The organism is Phosphitispora fastidiosa (assembly GCF_019008365.1).
Classification (GTDB): Bacteria; Bacillota; Thermincolia; order Thermincolales; family UBA2595; genus Phosphitispora; species Phosphitispora fastidiosa.
Genome location: NZ_JAHHUL010000003.1, coordinates 232,593 through 248,618 on the forward strand (window position 1 = coordinate 232,593; position 16,026 = coordinate 248,618).

11 protein-coding genes, 1 CRISPR repeat array and 1 riboswitch are annotated in these 16,026 nt (G+C 44.5%); of the genes, 8 read left to right on the plus strand and 3 right to left on the minus strand.

Features of this window, described 5'->3' with window-relative positions; translation table 11 throughout:
- Nucleotides 1-9 precede the first annotated feature (9 nt).
- Genes cas3 through cas2 form a run of 4 tightly spaced genes read left to right on the plus strand, consistent with a single transcriptional unit; the run spans nucleotide 10 to nucleotide 4,147 of the window.
- A complete protein-coding gene (cas3, locus tag Ga0451573_RS05090; RefSeq protein ID WP_231682804.1) occupies nucleotides 10-2,331 on the plus strand; it encodes a CRISPR-associated helicase Cas3' in 2,322 nt (773 codons plus the stop codon).
- A 26-nt stretch (nucleotides 2,332-2,357) separates the two neighbouring features.
- Nucleotides 2,358-2,858 carry a CRISPR-associated protein Cas4 gene (cas4, locus tag Ga0451573_RS05095; RefSeq protein ID WP_231682805.1) on the plus strand — a complete coding sequence of 167 codons (501 nt, stop codon included), beginning with the start codon at nucleotides 2,358-2,360 and terminating at the stop codon, nucleotides 2,856-2,858.
- 11 nt (nucleotides 2,859-2,869) lie between these two features.
- On the plus strand, nucleotides 2,870-3,862 hold the full coding sequence (gene cas1b, locus Ga0451573_RS05100) for a type I-B CRISPR-associated endonuclease Cas1b (RefSeq protein ID WP_231682806.1): 993 nt from the start codon (nucleotides 2,870-2,872) through the stop codon (nucleotides 3,860-3,862).
- 21 nt (nucleotides 3,863-3,883) lie between these two features.
- Complete coding sequence (gene cas2, locus Ga0451573_RS05105; protein WP_231682807.1) at nucleotides 3,884-4,147, plus strand: CRISPR-associated endonuclease Cas2; 264 nt, start codon at nucleotides 3,884-3,886, stop codon at nucleotides 4,145-4,147.
- 197 nt (nucleotides 4,148-4,344) lie between these two features.
- A CRISPR array of direct repeats spans nucleotides 4,345-8,671; the repeat unit is 30 nt; unit sequence GTTTTCAGCTTACCTATAAGGAATTGAAAC.
- A 39-nt stretch (nucleotides 8,672-8,710) separates the two neighbouring features.
- Here cas2 and Ga0451573_RS05110 read toward each other — a convergent pair.
- Genes Ga0451573_RS05110 through Ga0451573_RS05120 form a run of 3 tightly spaced genes read right to left on the minus strand, consistent with a single transcriptional unit; the run spans nucleotide 8,711 to nucleotide 10,918 of the window.
- Entirely contained in the window at nucleotides 8,711-10,306 is a 1,596-nt protein-coding gene (locus Ga0451573_RS05110) for a putative ABC exporter domain-containing protein (protein ID WP_231682808.1), read from the minus strand.
- On the minus strand, nucleotides 10,299-10,496 hold the full coding sequence (locus tag Ga0451573_RS05115) for an ATP-binding cassette domain-containing protein (protein WP_231682809.1): 198 nt from the start codon (nucleotides 10,494-10,496) through the stop codon (nucleotides 10,299-10,301). Before Ga0451573_RS05115 ends, Ga0451573_RS05110 begins: the two co-directional genes overlap by 8 nt.
- Entirely contained in the window at nucleotides 10,493-10,918 is a 426-nt protein-coding gene (locus Ga0451573_RS05120) for an ABC transporter ATP-binding protein (RefSeq protein ID WP_231682810.1), read from the minus strand. Before Ga0451573_RS05120 ends, Ga0451573_RS05115 begins: the two co-directional genes overlap by 4 nt.
- 249 nt (nucleotides 10,919-11,167) lie before the next feature.
- Nucleotides 11,168-11,339, plus strand: a riboswitch (cobalamin riboswitch).
- Nucleotides 11,340-11,542: 203 nt separating this feature from the next.
- Between Ga0451573_RS05120 and Ga0451573_RS05125 the strand changes: the two genes are divergently transcribed.
- From Ga0451573_RS05125 to Ga0451573_RS05140, 4 genes are all read left to right on the plus strand, one after another.
- Nucleotides 11,543-13,108: an ABC transporter ATP-binding protein gene (locus tag Ga0451573_RS05125; RefSeq protein WP_231682811.1), complete on the plus strand. Its 1,566-nt coding sequence runs from the start codon at nucleotides 11,543-11,545 to the stop codon at nucleotides 13,106-13,108.
- Nucleotides 13,095-13,856, plus strand: a complete 762-nt coding sequence (locus tag Ga0451573_RS05130) for an energy-coupling factor transporter transmembrane component T family protein (RefSeq protein WP_231682812.1) — start codon at nucleotides 13,095-13,097, stop codon at nucleotides 13,854-13,856. Before Ga0451573_RS05125 ends, Ga0451573_RS05130 begins: the two co-directional genes overlap by 14 nt.
- Before the next feature lie 12 nt (nucleotides 13,857-13,868).
- Nucleotides 13,869-14,435, plus strand: a complete 567-nt coding sequence (locus Ga0451573_RS05135; protein WP_231682813.1) for a hypothetical protein — start codon at nucleotides 13,869-13,871, stop codon at nucleotides 14,433-14,435.
- A gap of 204 nt (nucleotides 14,436-14,639) precedes the next feature.
- Nucleotides 14,640-16,016 (plus strand): UbiD family decarboxylase, encoded by a 1,377-nt coding sequence (locus Ga0451573_RS05140; protein ID WP_231682814.1) that lies wholly within the window; start codon nucleotides 14,640-14,642, stop codon nucleotides 16,014-16,016.
- Nucleotides 16,017-16,026 lie beyond the last annotated feature (10 nt).

Genomic DNA, 16,026 nt, shown 5'->3' on the forward strand with positions numbered 1-16,026 from the left:
GTGCTGTGTATGTATATTTATTATGCCAAACCAAATAAGGACGAAACTGGTACGTATAAGTATCATGTGGGTGAGTGTTACCGGATATGGGAAGAGTTGACATACAGCCGGGTGCAAGCCCTCACTTACATTTGCCGTGCCTTGGATGTTTCGCTTGCTGAATTTCAAAGTAAAACAAAAAGAGCCATTTTGTTGCATGATGCGGGTAAATTGTTGCCTCCTTTTCAACAACAAATGAAAAGGCTAATTGCAGAGAAAACCGTTGATGCGAAATTATTTTTCCGTCATGAATTGGCCTCTGCCTGGATTATGTTTATCTCTGGTTTTAATGATTTTAAGAAAAATGAATATTTGATTCCCTGGGAATTGTTGGCGGTATTAGGACACCATAAGAATTTACAATTGGACTGGCATAGTTTTGACCGTGAAAGGGCCATGGGCAGCCTGCCTGGCTTAAATGAACAAGAAATTGCGTATGTGATTGAAGTTGCTCAGTGTTTTGGAGTAAACCTTGAAATTGATATTGCAATGGTAGCAAAAACTTTTGCCAAAAACAAATGGCTTAAAAAATTATTATATGAACTACAGGGTCGATTAATTTCAACAAAAATAAGCGAAAAGCCTTTTAATGAGAGGCAAAAAGTAAGGGTGTTGTATTCTTTAAGCCGAGGTCTATTGATGAACTGCGATTGGTTAGCTTCTGCGAAAGAGACTGAAAAGTTACCTGTAAATCATCAAATGACCAGTGATATTTTAAAGGGAAGAATCAAAGGGAAGGTTACTAAAGAGGGTAAGGACTATTATGAACGGCCTTTTCATAAGAAGTGTGAAGAACAAGATGGGCATATTTTGGCAATTGCTCCAACCGGTACAGGGAAAACGGAAGCCTCTTTGTTATGGGCGACAAATGGTGAACCGACTAAAATAATCTTTCTTATGCCCACCATGGTAACTTCTAATATTCTCTATGAGCGGATCAAAACACATTATTTTTCTGAAAATGAGTGTGGATTAATTCACTCCAGTGCGGATACCTTTTTTGCACAACAAAAGGGTGTAGAAGAAGCAGATAATAAGACTGAAAATGCACGAAGGATGTTATCCTATTTCAGGGCATTTATGGCTCCTGTTATGGTGGCTACGGTAGACCAAGCGTTGACAAGTGGTTTTAATACGGGACACTGGTGCCAAAAAGAGTGGGCCTTTGTTGGTAGTCGGGTAATATTTGATGAGATTCACGCTTATCAGTCGTATACTCTTGGTTTAATTACAGCTACTATAGAAAAAGTGAAATTGTTGGGTGGCAAGGTTTGTGTGATGAGTGCCACAATGCCTGCCTTCCTGCGCCGGCATTTTCAAAAAATGCTGGGATTAAGTAACCCTATCGTTGCAGAAGAAGTTATGGGACGGAAAAAATGTCATTGGGAATATAGAGATGATGATGTTGATAATATGACAGAAGAAATCCTTGGATATTTAGAAAAAGGTAAAAAAGTAGCTGTTGTATTTAACAATGTCCAGGCTGCTCAAATTGCCTATCGAAAGTGGGAAAAAATATGGTTAAAAGATAAGGTGCTCTGTTATCACAGTAACTATACTATGAAGGACCGCCAGGAGCATGAAGGTAAATTATTAAGAGAAAAGGATGGTGAAGGCAGGTCCATTGACTTTGATTTGGTTATCGCTACTCAGGCTATTGAAGTTTCATTAGATATTAGCTTTGATATCATGTATAGTGAATGTGCTCCTTTAGACAGCTTAATTCAGCGAGCAGGTCGTTGTAACCGTCTTAACTTGGAAGGGGTTTATAAGTTTATTGTTTTTCCGGCTTCGAAAATTGCCCGAGATTTTGTTTATAATAGTTCGTTACAAATACTCGAAAGGACTGTTGAAGTGGTTAAAGATAACCAGGAACAATTAAGTGAACAAAAACTTCAGCAAATGTTGGAATTCGTATATGATGGTTTCGAATTAGGTCTTAATAATAAAGAATACATGGAAGGGTACAAAATTACTAAAGAAATTGCCGGTGCAGTTGATCCACAAGGATTTATTTTTGATTTGCCCATTAGTGATGATAAAGTAACTCGTAAATTTGATTTAATTAAAGTAAGTATAATCCCCCTGTGCTACTATGATGAAGTGAAAGAACTTTGGGAACGTAAAAAATATTCCCGGTTGCGTTTATATGAAGCGCCAATTACTGAGTGGAAAAGGAAAAAGTTAAAATGGAAAGACAACCCCATGGGTTTGCCAATCTATGAAGTCCCTTATAATAGAAATGAGGGGATTATTGACAGCGATGATGACCTTACCACTCGAATGATTTAACATGGGGGAAAAAAAGGGGTGGTTATGTGAATGACCTCCACGTCACCGGTACTCTCATCTGGTACTACTATATCTGCCACCGCGAAGTGTGGCTGATGGCCCGCAATGTCGTGCCTGACCAGGATAACGCTAATGTTGATTTAGGCCGTTTCATCCATGAAGATACATATCAGCGTGAGAAAAAGGAAATCAGTTTCGGCAACATCAAGCTTGACATAGTAAAAAAGGGTAAAGACGGCCTGGTCATCGGTGAAGTAAAAAAGAGCAGCAAATTTGAGGCCAGCGCCCGGATGCAGTTAGCATATTACCTGTCGGAACTGGACAGAGCTGGTCTTAAAGCCAAGGGTGAACTTTGTTTTCCCAAGGAAAAGAAGCGGGAAACAGTTGAACTGACTGTTGAACTAAAAACCCGGTTAGATTCAGCGGTACGGGATATTTTACGGATTGCTTATCTTGATCGGCCTCCTGAGCCGGTCAGGATAAAATTCTGCAAAAACTGCGCCTATGCTGAATTCTGCTGGTCATAGCAGGTGATTAGATGAAAAAAATTATTTACATATTTTCGAATGGGGAGTTAATGAGGCAGGATAATACCCTTAAATTTCACTGTGAGGAAACCAACCGGTTTCTTCCGATTGAGGACATCAGTGATATATTTGTTTTCGGGGAAGTGAACATCAACAAAAAGCTTCTGGAACTACTATCACAGAAGGAAATTGTTATGCATTACTTCAATTACTATGGCTACTACATGGGTACTTTTTATCCGCGGGAACATTTGAATTCCGGGTATATGATTCTGAAGCAGGCTCAAGTTTACCAAGATACTGAAAAAAGAATGGAAATTGCCCGAGCTATCATAAGAGGAGCTTTAAAAAATATCAGGCAGGTATTGAAATATTACAGTAACCGGGGCAAAGACCTGGAAAAAGATATTCAGCGAATCGGGGAATTTGAACAGCAGATTGACGATTGTTCGGATATTTGTGGGCTTATGGCTGTAGAAGGCAATGCCAGGGAATGTTATTACAAAACTTTTGACATAATCATTGACAACAAAGATTTTATTTTTGAACAAAGGACAAGACGTCCACCCAAGAATCACCTAAACAGTCTAATCAGTTTTGGTAATTCCATCATGTATACTATAGTCCTCAGTGAGATTTACAAGACCCACCTTGACCCAAGGATTGGCTTCCTTCATGCTACCAATTTCCGCAGGTTTTCACTCAACTTGGACATAGCAGAGATTTTTAAGCCTATCCTTATAGACCGGGTAATATTCTCCCTGCTCTCAAAAAAGATGATTGCTAAGAAAGATTTTGAAAGTGGGTTGGAGGGAATTATGATCAAAGATAAAGCAAAAAAACTGTTTGTGGAGGAATTGGACAATAAGCTGAAAACTACAATCAAACACCGCGATCTGGGGAGAGAAGTCTCCTATAGAAGGTTGATCAGGTTGGAATTGTACAAACTGCAAAAGCACCTGATGAGCGAAAAGGAGTATGAACCCTTTGTAGCCAGATGGTAAAAATAGCCGGTAGGTGATGGAATGTTCGTTATTTTGGTATATGATGTAAATACAAAGCGCGTCAGTAAAGTGCTGAAGCGGTCCCGGAAATACCTGAACTGGGTGCAGAACTCCGTCCTGGAAGGGGAAATCAGTGAAGTGAATTTTAAAAAATTGAAGACGGAACTGCAAAAAATCATTAACATTGAAGAAGATTCCTGCTTGTTTTATACCTTTCGAACTCTCAAATATTCTGAACGGGAAAGTATTGGAATAAAAAAAGGGGGAGAGGGAGTTATCATCTGAATTAAAAATGTCGTCTAAGTGCAATAACGTATTTTTTCCGGAGGATCGACGACAAATGTAAATATTGGATCAAGCCTTGATATACGAAGACTTGCATAAATGTGACCATCATGAAATACCTGTAATATAAAATATGACAAAATTATCCGGTGACGCATAAACCGTACTGTTACTGAATTTTTGCATCCCCGGAACGGGTTTTCAGCTTACCTATAAGGAATTGAAACTTTTATAAGGTGGTCTCACACCATCAACTTTAACACCAGTTTTCAGCTTACCTATAAGGAATTGAAACACTAAAGCCGGGGTGATACCTGATGATAGCTGGCAACGTTTTCAGCTTACCTATAAGGAATTGAAACGATGATCAGTGATATCAAAAAAGTAACATCTGAAGAAGGTTTTCAGCTTACCTATAAGGAATTGAAACTCCAGAGTGCTCCGATTCATGAAGTAGGCCTGGACTGTTTTCAGCTTACCTATAAGGAATTGAAACGCCCAGTGATCCGCGATATCTGCAAACTGTTCCTCCGTTTTCAGCTTACCTATAAGGAATTGAAACATCAAAACTATAACTATTTCAAACGTAACCTCGCCAAGTTTTCAGCTTACCTATAAGGAATTGAAACCGTGAAACAATTAACCGGGAAGAAGTACCGGCTAGAGTTTTCAGCTTACCTATAAGGAATTGAAACCTGTAATTCTCCGACCCAAACGCGGCCATTTCGGTTGTTTTCAGCTTACCTATAAGGAATTGAAACAGCAGCGGCCCCCACGTTTTAAACTCTTCCACGTTTTCGTTTTCAGCTTACCTATAAGGAATTGAAACTGCAACCAAGTCCTTAACTTACCTGCCGACCTACTATTGTTTTCAGCTTACCTATAAGGAATTGAAACTCCTCGGCGAAGGCCCCCTGCGTGATGACTTTGGTTTTCAGCTTACCTATAAGGAATTGAAACCCCTGGACCTGGACAACATCCAACCTGGTCAGACCCAGTTTTCAGCTTACCTATAAGGAATTGAAACCTTTACATATTGCTTCAGGTGCTGTTTTACCGTTAAGTTTTCAGCTTACCTATAAGGAATTGAAACAGTCCATCCAGTACTCAGGTAATAGATGCCACTGGTTTTCAGCTTACCTATAAGGAATTGAAACTTGAAAAAGACAGCACCGAAACCACTGGAACAGTAGGTTTTCAGCTTACCTATAAGGAATTGAAACCCGGAAATTCCGCCACAAAGGCACCGACATACACCGTTTTCAGCTTACCTATAAGGAATTGAAACATACCTTCAGACATTGAAGACTTACAGGAGGCTTTACGTTTTCAGCTTACCTATAAGGAATTGAAACATCGCAGTCAACAGCGCCTCAGTATCACCCATAGCCACAGTTTTCAGCTTACCTATAAGGAATTGAAACAAGACAATTCTTCCATAATGCCGATAAGACAGGCTTTAGTTTTCAGCTTACCTATAAGGAATTGAAACAAGCATTTGCAATTTGCTTCAAGGGTGTTTCGTCGGGTTTTCAGCTTACCTATAAGGAATTGAAACTTTGAGAATCCACCCGTCACTCTTGGGTCAGCTACGGTTTTCAGCTTACCTATAAGGAATTGAAACGGATAAACAGCACGGTATCTGTTTCATAAAGAGCTAAGTTTTCAGCTTACCTATAAGGAATTGAAACCCTTTGTAATCCAGTTTATAACTTCTGCTTTTGTAGCAAGTTTTCAGCTTACCTATAAGGAATTGAAACCCAAATGGGGGGCCGCTGCTGCCGCCGCAGCCGGTACAGTTTTCAGCTTACCTATAAGGAATTGAAACTTTGGAGCGGAAGATAGAGGACCTGAACATGTCTCTGGGTTTTCAGCTTACCTATAAGGAATTGAAACCTGAAAAAGAAGTAGATTTTCCAGACCCTTCTTTAGTTTTCAGCTTACCTATAAGGAATTGAAACTGGCCCGCTGTCGAACTACATGCTCACCATTTTCTCCGTTTTCAGCTTACCTATAAGGAATTGAAACGGATAAACAGCACGGTATCTGTTTCATAAAGAGCTAAGTTTTCAGCTTACCTATAAGGAATTGAAACCCTTTGTAATCCAGTTTATAACTTCTGCTTTTGTAGCAAGTTTTCAGCTTACCTATAAGGAATTGAAACCCAAATGGGGGGCCGCTGCTGCCGCCGCAGCCGGTACAGTTTTCAGCTTACCTATAAGGAATTGAAACTTTGGAGCGGAAGATAGAGGACCTGAACATGTCTCTGGGTTTTCAGCTTACCTATAAGGAATTGAAACTCAGCACAGGTATTGATATCACCAAAAAAAATGTCACAGTTTTCAGCTTACCTATAAGGAATTGAAACTAGATTATATGCCACAGATAGAAATAATTTTTGAAACGTTTTCAGCTTACCTATAAGGAATTGAAACAGTATTAATGTTCCTGCAGCTGCTGTAACGGTCATAGTTTTCAGCTTACCTATAAGGAATTGAAACGGCAGCGCATCAAGCCTTTGCCTAATTTCGGCTATGTTTTCAGCTTACCTATAAGGAATTGAAACCGAAGCGGACAAGCGTCTTGAGGGCTATTCCCCATGGTTTTCAGCTTACCTATAAGGAATTGAAACCCAAAAGGAGGCTGGTGTGGTGGTTTGGTCAAACGACAAGTTTTCAGCTTACCTATAAGGAATTGAAACGCTGATAAGCGTTGTGGTCAGCGGCAGAAACCAAATCGTTTTCAGCTTACCTATAAGGAATTGAAACGTTGGTGCTAAAAGGAGTCTTGCAACAAAATATCCGTTTTCAGCTTACCTATAAGGAATTGAAACTTACAAAATCAAAGAGGAGCAGCACAAAAACGCTGAGTTTTCAGCTTACCTATAAGGAATTGAAACACGAGGGCCGCCTATCCACCAGTACCTATGCCACTTATGAGTTTTCAGCTTACCTATAAGGAATTGAAACCCTACTAGATACGCAGCGCCGATGAGCAGAAACATGGTTTTCAGCTTACCTATAAGGAATTGAAACTCGTTCCTGTAATCCTGAATCATCTGGAACACCTGGGTTTTCAGCTTACCTATAAGGAATTGAAACATGCTGCACGGGTCAGTATTGCAGCCCGCGACGGTTCGGTTTTCAGCTTACCTATAAGGAATTGAAACATCTTCCTCGGGCAGTAATATTGTTGTAGCCGACCTGTCCGGTTTTCAGCTTACCTATAAGGAATTGAAACATGCTCTTGTTACGTTTTGTCAACAAAAATGTAACATTAGTTTTCAGCTTACCTATAAGGAATTGAAACGATGAAGGACAGGCCACACTTGATAGCAGGAGTTTTTGTTTTCAGCTTACCTATAAGGAATTGAAACCCGGCAATTACTACATTCCCCGCAATGCCCCCAACATTGTTTTCAGCTTACCTATAAGGAATTGAAACGTCAGCCATGCCTCACATACAGCACAAACTGCCTTGTTGTTTTCAGCTTACCTATAAGGAATTGAAACGCGAATTTTGTCAATGCTTATCGCAATATTTATTTGATTGTTTTCAGCTTACCTATAAGGAATTGAAACATCACAACAACGCAGCATCTAAATCATGCTATGATGCACATAACCGCGTTTTCAGCTTACCTATAAGGAATTGAAACAACTCAGCTTTAGACTCTCTGGACAGGATGGTTAAGTTTTCAGCTTACCTATAAGGAATTGAAACTGGTCTTTGAACTTCACCACATTAACACTTTGTTTAAAGTTTTCAGCTTACCTATAAGGAATTGAAACCTGGTCGGGGTGTAGACCTTGACCTCCTGGCCGTGAGTTTTCAGCTTACCTATAAGGAATTGAAACTTTTCATTAATCTGGCGGCTTCACTAAAAGAATATCCCTGTTTTCAGCTTACCTATAAGGAATTGAAACTTAGATGACCTTGTGGATGTGCCAAAACAACCGAAGGTTTTCAGCTTACCTATAAGGAATTGAAACCAGGCCAACGGTGAGCAAGCCGATAAGGCACTCAAGTTTTCAGCTTACCTATAAGGAATTGAAACTTTTCCATTAATCTTCATCCTCCTGTTCTCCGCATTCGTTTTCAGCTTACCTATAAGGAATTGAAACATCCACCAATATCTCCCATCTCTCAAATTGTCAAAGTTTTCAGCTTACCTATAAGGAATTGAAACCGGCGAAGCTCAACTTTCAACTGATAATGGTGTTGCGTGTTTTCAGCTTACCTATAAGGAATTGAAACTTTTTTCCAGTATATGAGCCTTCCTGGTAGTCACCACGTTTTCAGCTTACCTATAAGGAATTGAAACACGGCATCGATTGAAATAACGGCAGAGGCGGTGAATGCCGTTTTCAGCTTACCTATAAGGAATTGAAACTGGGAGATGTAAGCAGGATGAGAAAAAGTTTTTAGTTTTCAGCTTACCTATAAGGAATTGAAACTTGTGTTTTGTATTGGCCAAATAACAAAGGATATTATGTTTTCAGCGTACCTATAAGGAATTGAAACCGAAAAGTGAGAGCGTTCGCCTCACTATAATATTCGCAATCACCGCCATTCGACGTAATTGTAAATTTTACTGCTCAGGGCCAGCATGATAAGGATAATCACCGCATTTGCCAGGACGACACCCTGGAAAAATGCCAATGGAGTGCGGAATATAAAGGCCATAATCCCCCCGGCGGCCAGACCGGGCAGCAGCAGTAATATAATCTGCAGCATCATAAAGAGGGGAAATAATGCCTTCTGGTCAATGGCATCAGGGAATACCGCCCGGGTAATGAACCCTGACAGGAGAGTAATAGCATAGAAACTTATCACAAATAAGACCATAGTGCCCACTGTTACAAGATCTGCCTTTATCCATAACAAAAGGGCTAGATTTAATACCAGCACATTGATAGCCATTCTGATGATATCCTGCAGGTTTACAGCGGTTATTTTTTGGAGCGGGCTTCCGGGCATCAAATAGATGTAAGGCTTACCCCATTCGGTGAACCTGTTCTGCCAGGCTGAAAAAATAAACAATAAATAGGCAGCAATACCGTTGGTAACATAAAGAGGAACGACACCGGCCGGGAACCTGCCGGCCATATATCCCACCCCAAGTCCTGTGGCCAGTGCGGCTATGGTAAGAAAGCCAAAGTATCGGTGCAGGTCAACGCGGCTTGACTCCACCCTGGCCTTCCAAACCAAAGCCTGTGGCCCGGTGCCTGCTTCCCTTACGGTGACCTGCTTCTTTTTGTAAAAGGAAAACATCTCCCTCTTTTCCAGCCCTTTTTTCTGTCTCTTCCTCAGCTCCCTCTTTTCGGTTGCGCCCAGGACATCCTCATAATAATCATCAGCTGTCCGGTATGAGAGCAGTATTAACGCCGCGAGCAGGATTAACTGCATTATTACGGCAATTGTACTAAAAGGACTGTATCTTGTCAGGGGAGCCATAAATGCGGCCTTACCCCAGCCGACTATAGGGAGATAATTAATAAATGGGGCATTTAATCCCCGGAGCAGTCCGGCGGCGGTTCCCCCGGATTGAATCACAATGATTGCTATATAGAGCAGGGCGGCAGCTGCCAACCCCAGAATTCCCTTTTGCAGTCCGGACTGTAATTTATACTTGCTGCCGATAAGAAAAATTAAAAAATTCAGTGGCGCCATCAATAAAATAGGTGTAATGTAACCCAGGTAAAATAAATGAACGTAATGCAGGTTTAGCCTGGTTCCCTGCAGTATGGTCGGTGTCAGGGCGAAAATAACTATCCCATACAGGAAAAACTGCTGCAGGGTTTGCTTAAGCATACTGTAGAGCAGAATCTTTTTTGGCGGCACAGGTGCGGGAAACAGGAAGTGAACATCACCCATTGAGAAAAAGGTGGCTGACTCCACTGTGCCACGGTAGGTATTATATAAAAGCAGGACTGTCATCAAGACCGTAAAGACGGCTCCAGTTACCTGGGGTCCCAGGGAAACCTGGGTTTCTGTGGGGCCATGCTTTATTCTTATCATAGTGGAAAAAACCAAAGAACCTATCCATAACAATCCCAACAGGTATGGTATGAGACGCTTGGGATTGTTTTTTATTTCTTTGATATGATTTTTTACTGTCCAAAGGTCTTTTTTTATCAGGAGACTGTAGTCATTCATCCCCGGTCACTCCCAAAAACAACTCTTCGAGAGAGTAATTTGCACCGTCCGCTAATTGAGAGCGCAAAGCATCAATATCCCCGTCAGCGATAATCTTGCCGTTTTTCATTACAAGTACCCGGTGACAGAGATTTTCAATACTGTCCAACAGGTGTGTGCTGACAAAAACGGTTTTCCCCTGTTCACTCAACTCCCGGAAAAGCAGTTTTGTTTCATCCCTTTGGAAAGCTCTTTGGCCAGCTTATCCTGTTTATCGAGCAGATCATATCTGGCAAAGAGTTTGGTCACTTTTTCGGCCCAGTCAGGGACATTATAGGCATAGGCAATAAACTGCAGGTGTTCCCGGACTGTCAGCATTTCATAGAGTTCCGGTGTTTCCGGCACATAAGAAAACCTTTTTTTAGCCTCCGTAGAGGTATTTACATGGCCGGCAATGGTAATTTCACCGCTATCCTTGCGCAGAAGTCCCGCTATGGTTTTCAGAGTAGTGCTTTTCCCAGCGCCGTTAGGCCCCAGCAGACCCACAATGGTGCCTGGGTCAAGGGTAAAACTGATATCATCTACCGCTGTGGTGTTTTTAAATTTCTTAGTCACATGGATAACTTTTAGCATTGGGTTCATTACATCCTTTTCAATAACAGTCCGGTGAATAAACGCTGCATAATAAGGCTTCTGCCATTTAATATGGCTTTCGAAATAGCCGTTGTCATTAATATTCTATCTAAAGTAGTTTTTTCCCTTTGAATTATACTATTTACATTGCCGGAAAAAGGCGGATGAAAGTGATGAACTTTTGTTTTTATTGCAAAAAATACGTTGACACAACCAGATGATATTTATAAAATAGAGACAAAGACAGTTAAATATCCAAGTGTTCCAGGTGCCCGCAAGGGAGAATAGGGAACCGGGTGCAAATCCCGGACGGACCCGCCACTGTGAAGGTTAGCCGCTGCCATACCACCCTTTAAAGGGGGAAGGGGCAGGAGAGGTGTTGACCCTGAGTCAGGAGACCTGCCCGGAACATACTAAGCCGTGTCTCGAGAGTAAGGCCGGCCTGGGTTGAGGGATGATGGAAAAATCCGCGCCAGTAGTTTATGGCGTGGTTTTTTGTTTATAATCAGCATTTTCCCTGCCAGGTCTGCCGGACACGGTTCAGGCCTGGATGAAGGTAAAGTCCGCGCTCATTTGATGGCGTGGATTTTTTCTGTTTTTAAGCATGGTGCAGGGGGGTGTGTTGTGTCCAAACTTGTTGACGTTTCTATTAAAAGCCTGGTTTTTGCAGGGCAGGATGTGCCGGCGCTCTCTGATATAGAGCTGGTGGTCACCCATGGGGAGTTTGTGGTAATTTCCGGGCCGGTGGCTTCCGGGAAAACAGCGCTGTGCCACTGCCTGACCGGGGCGGTACCTCATTTCTTCCCGGCACATATGGCAGGCAAGGTTACAGTTGCCGGGATCAACCTTGCTGAGGCTGTCCTGCCCGAAATGGCCGGAACAGTCGGTTATATGATGCAGGACCCGCAGAACCAGTTGTTCAGCACAACTATTGCTGAAGATGTTGCCTTTGGCCCTGGAAATATGGCCCTGGACAGAGCAGAGGTGAGCAGGCGGATTGACGAAGCGCTCGATTTCGTTGGATTAAGCGGGTTTGAGGACCGTTCCCCGGAGACGCTGTCCGGCGGAGAAGCACAAAGGGCGGTACTTGCCGGAGTGCTGGCAATGAAGCCAAAAGTGCTGGTTCTTGACCAACCGGCAGCCGAGATGGACCCGCCGGGAAGGAGGGATATTTATAAGAGGCTGGGCAGGCTGAGCCGCAGCGGTGACTGTGGTATTATTCTGGTCACAGACCATCCGGAAGAACTAAGTGAATACGGGACTCGTTTTATACTTATGCATGACGGGTGTATAGTTCAGGATTCGGCAAGGCCGGCACCGGTTATGTCTGGTGCTGCTGCGGGTTTTTCCCCAGGGTTGTTACAGGTCAGCGGTCCCGGGGAAACGGCAGCCTCTCTCGAAAACTGCAGTTATTCCTATGAGGGTTCTCTGCAAGGCTGCAGAGATGTCAGTCTTGAGATCAGGATAGGGGAAGTGGCCGCATTGGTCGGGCTAAACGGTTCGGGAAAGACTACCCTGGCGAAACACTTTAACGGCTTGGTTTCCCCACAGCAGGGTGTAGTAAGGGTGCTGGGCCGGGAGTTGAATAAAAACAGTATCTGGGATATTCGCCGGGAAGTGGGTTTTCTCTTCCAAAATCCCGACTACCAGATATTTGCCAACTCTGTTGAGGAAGAAGCTGCTTTTGCTCTGAAGATAAGGAAAATTCCCCGCGATGAGGTTATGCAAAGAGTGAACCGTGTCCTCAGGTTTACCGGACTTTTTGAGTACCGCAGCCGGCATCCCCAAAGGCTGAGCAGCGGTCAGAGGCAGCTCTTGGCTCTGGCCTCTATCCTGGCTGCTGAACCCAAAATCATTATTGCCGATGAACCCACTTCAGGACTTAACCGTGAAACAGCCGAGCTTATTATGCAGTTGTTGTCACAGGTGGCGGCAGAGGGGGGGGCTGTCCTTCTGGTGACTCATGACCTGGGCCTGGCAGCTCAATATGCCCACCGGATAGTGGGGATGTTCAAACACCAAATTTGTATCGATATCCCTACTGCCCAATTGAGTTCTCACCTGGAGGAGTTCCGCAGTATTGGGCTGGACTTTGGAACGGGGAGTAGTTTTGCAGCCGGGCGTATTTTGCGAACCGAGAGTAATCCCGGGGACGTTTTGGAGGGAGGGGCAGCCATTGGCGCTGTTTGAAGGATATAAAAACAGGGGTACATGGATTGACCGGCTTGACCCCAGGACTAAGCTCTCCTGGCTGACCCTGATTGTAATTCTGGCGGTGTTGAATTCCAATTACGGAGTTCTGGCTCTTTTGCCTGTAGTCGTTTTGCTCACTTCACTGGCGGCAGGGATATCCCTGCGGACCTTTTATCATCCCTTTGTGGTTCTGGGTCTGGCAGCGCTGCAGCTACTGGTTATCCAACTGCTTTTCTGCAGGGAAGGTTACCCAATATTGGTTTTAGGTCCCCTGGAAATATACAGCGGCGCTGTCCCGCTTGCTTTAACCGCAGTGCTGCGCCTCGCTGCAATTGTACTGGCGGGGATGCAGTTTTTACATTGGACTTCCCCGTCCGACCTGGTGCTGTTTCTGGTTAAGGTCGGTGTTCCCTACCGTTTTGCCATGCTGGCAGGATTGGCGATGAGGTTTTTGCCCCTGATGGAACACGAATTGGCATCAATCCTGGAGAGCCAGTCTGCCAGGGGGGTGCCAATGAAAAATCCCTTCCAAAAAATTACTGCCCTGCTGCCGGTGACCATGCCATTTCTTTTCCGGTCCTTCAGGAGAGCAGGGGAAACCGCTCTGGCCATGGAACTGCGCGGCTTTGGGCGACACCGGGAGAGGACCTTTCTTGACGAACTGAGAATCACGCGGGGGGAAACCCTTGCAATTCTTCTGATGGCTGCAGCCGGTTTACTGATAATTTACCATAATAACATTTAGGAGGTTGTCGTAATGAAAACAAATTCACAGGAAGTTAATGTATCTATGTTGGCCAAGTCTTTTTGGAGGACTGATACCAGGGCTCTTGTTGGAGCCGTGGTTTTGGGTGTGGCATTTGTGTTGGTCCAGCAGATTGCCCACCACATTGATGCCGTGGTATGGCCGCCGCTGGTTATCATTGGCGGGATTACCTGGGCTACCTTTACCGGACTGATTACCCTGGTATTCCGCCAGCCGGCAGGAATCATTATGGGAGAAATCCAGGCATTGATCGCAGTGGCTTCTGGGCTTTCCCCACTGGCCGTGTTTTTTATTCCTGCCAACGGGCTGGGTTCCCTGGCTTATTCCCTGGCAGCCCAAAAGTTGTCCATGGAAAAATGGAGCCATCATTTTATCGCCCAGTGCCTGGCCAATATTTCCGGGAATATATGTGTTGGAGCCGGGTTGTATGTTATCCTGAAGCTTCCCCTGACAGCAGTTTTGGTTTCTTCCGCTGTTACTGCAGCGGTTGGAATCATTGGAGCAACAATACTGACAAAAATGATTTACGATTCCCTGAAGAGGGCCGGATTGATATAACCGGCAGGCTTCCGGAAATGACCGTGGGTGCATATGGTGAGGCATTGTAGCGGTTTTCCGCACTGCCGCCTATGAGTCTAAACTGCAATCCCCCGGCAGCAAGACTCATAACGGCATCAGTGCAAGGAAAATCTCATACAACACCTCACCATATGCCACGGTCATTTCCGAGAAAGATTTATTTGTTAAATAAGGAGGCGGATTATGAACCAGGATTGGCGTGATCTGATTGAAAAACTTGAAGCAAAGGGTGAAGTTGTGCGGATTCCCGGTCATGTTTCCCGGGAATATGAGATTAGTACCCTGATGATGGATCTGCAAAAGAAGCACCGTTATCCGATGGTGATTTTTGAAAATGTTGCTGACAGTAGTTTCCCCGTAGTTACCAATGCCCTGGCTCCCCGCAGCCGTCTGGCGCTGGCTATGGGAGTGGCCGAAAAAGACCTGGCTGCGGAATATGGCCGCAGGATTCAGCTGCGGCCGGGTGTCAAGCGGATCGACAAGGCTCCTTTTCAGGCTAATCTCCTGGAGGGGGATCAGGTTGACCTGACCCAGCTTCCCATTCTGACCCATTTCCCTATTGATGCCGGACCGTATATCACTTCCGGTCTTTGTGTGGCCCGTGATCCGGAGACAGGGGCTGAAACCCTGGGGTTTCACCGCATGCAGCTTAAGGGGCGCAATAAACTGGGCATCAGTTTTCACTCCCGGCAGCGGCTTTGGGAGTATTTCCGCCGTTCCGAAGAGAGGGGCCAAAACCTGGAAGCAGCCGTAGTCATCGGGGTGCATCCTAATATTGCGCTAGGCTCAATGGCCCTGATACCATACCATGAAGGCAAGTACAGCGCCATTGGCGGCTTATTTGAAGCTCCTTTGGAAGTGGCCGGATGCCGGTCGGTAAACCTGGATGTCCCTGCCTGGGCAGAAATTGTGCTTGAGGGTGAAATCCTGGCCGGGGTTAGGGAGCAGGAAGGGCCTTTTGCCGAGTTCACCAATTATGCCTGCTACCGCAGTACGGAAAACGTATTCCGGGTCAAGACGATCCAATACCGGGAAAGAGCTATGTTCCATGACATCACTCCCGGAATGAGTGCAGAACACATCACTATTGTGGCTGTTCAGAGGGAAGGAGATGTCCTGAATGCCCTCAACCGAACCCTGCCAAATATTAAGGCTGTTCATGCCCCCTTTTCTTCCTGCGGCCTTTTTCACTGCTACATATCCATGAAAAAAATTGCCGAGGGTCAGCCCCAGCAGGCTATCTTTGCGGCTTTGGGTGTAGACCATAATATCAAAATGGTGGTGGTTGTCGATGAGGATGTAGATGTCTTTGATGAGCGGGAAGTCCTCTGGGCCATGGCTACCCGCCTGCAGGCAGACAGGGGGGTAACAATTGTTCCCCAGCACCTGGGGATGGGCTGCACCCTGGACCCGTCAACTGATGAACTGAGCCGGACGGCCAAAATGGGGATTGATGCTACCAAGCCGATGAGCGGCTATGTGCCTACAATTGAAATTGATGAAAACGTACGCAGCCGGGTCCGGAGGTTCTGGCCTGACCTGGGGCTGGCAAATGAATGACGGAGGACCG

Coding starts and splice junctions, on each gene's coding strand:
- cas3 (WP_231682804.1), top strand. CDS start 10: ATGTATATTTATTATGCCAAACCAAATAAGGACGAAACTGGTACGTAT.
- cas1b (WP_231682806.1), top strand. CDS start 2,870: ATGAAAAAAATTATTTACATATTTTCGAATGGGGAGTTAATGAGGCAG.
- Ga0451573_RS05120 (WP_231682810.1), bottom strand. CDS start 10,918: ATGCTAAAAGTTATCCATGTGACTAAGAAATTTAAAAACACCACAGCG.
- Ga0451573_RS05110 (WP_231682808.1), bottom strand. CDS start 10,306: ATGAATGACTACAGTCTCCTGATAAAAAAAGACCTTTGGACAGTAAAA.
- cas2 (WP_231682807.1), top strand. CDS start 3,884: ATGTTCGTTATTTTGGTATATGATGTAAATACAAAGCGCGTCAGTAAA.
- Ga0451573_RS05140 (WP_231682814.1), top strand. CDS start 14,640: ATGAACCAGGATTGGCGTGATCTGATTGAAAAACTTGAAGCAAAGGGT.
- Ga0451573_RS05135 (WP_231682813.1), top strand. CDS start 13,869: ATGAAAACAAATTCACAGGAAGTTAATGTATCTATGTTGGCCAAGTCT.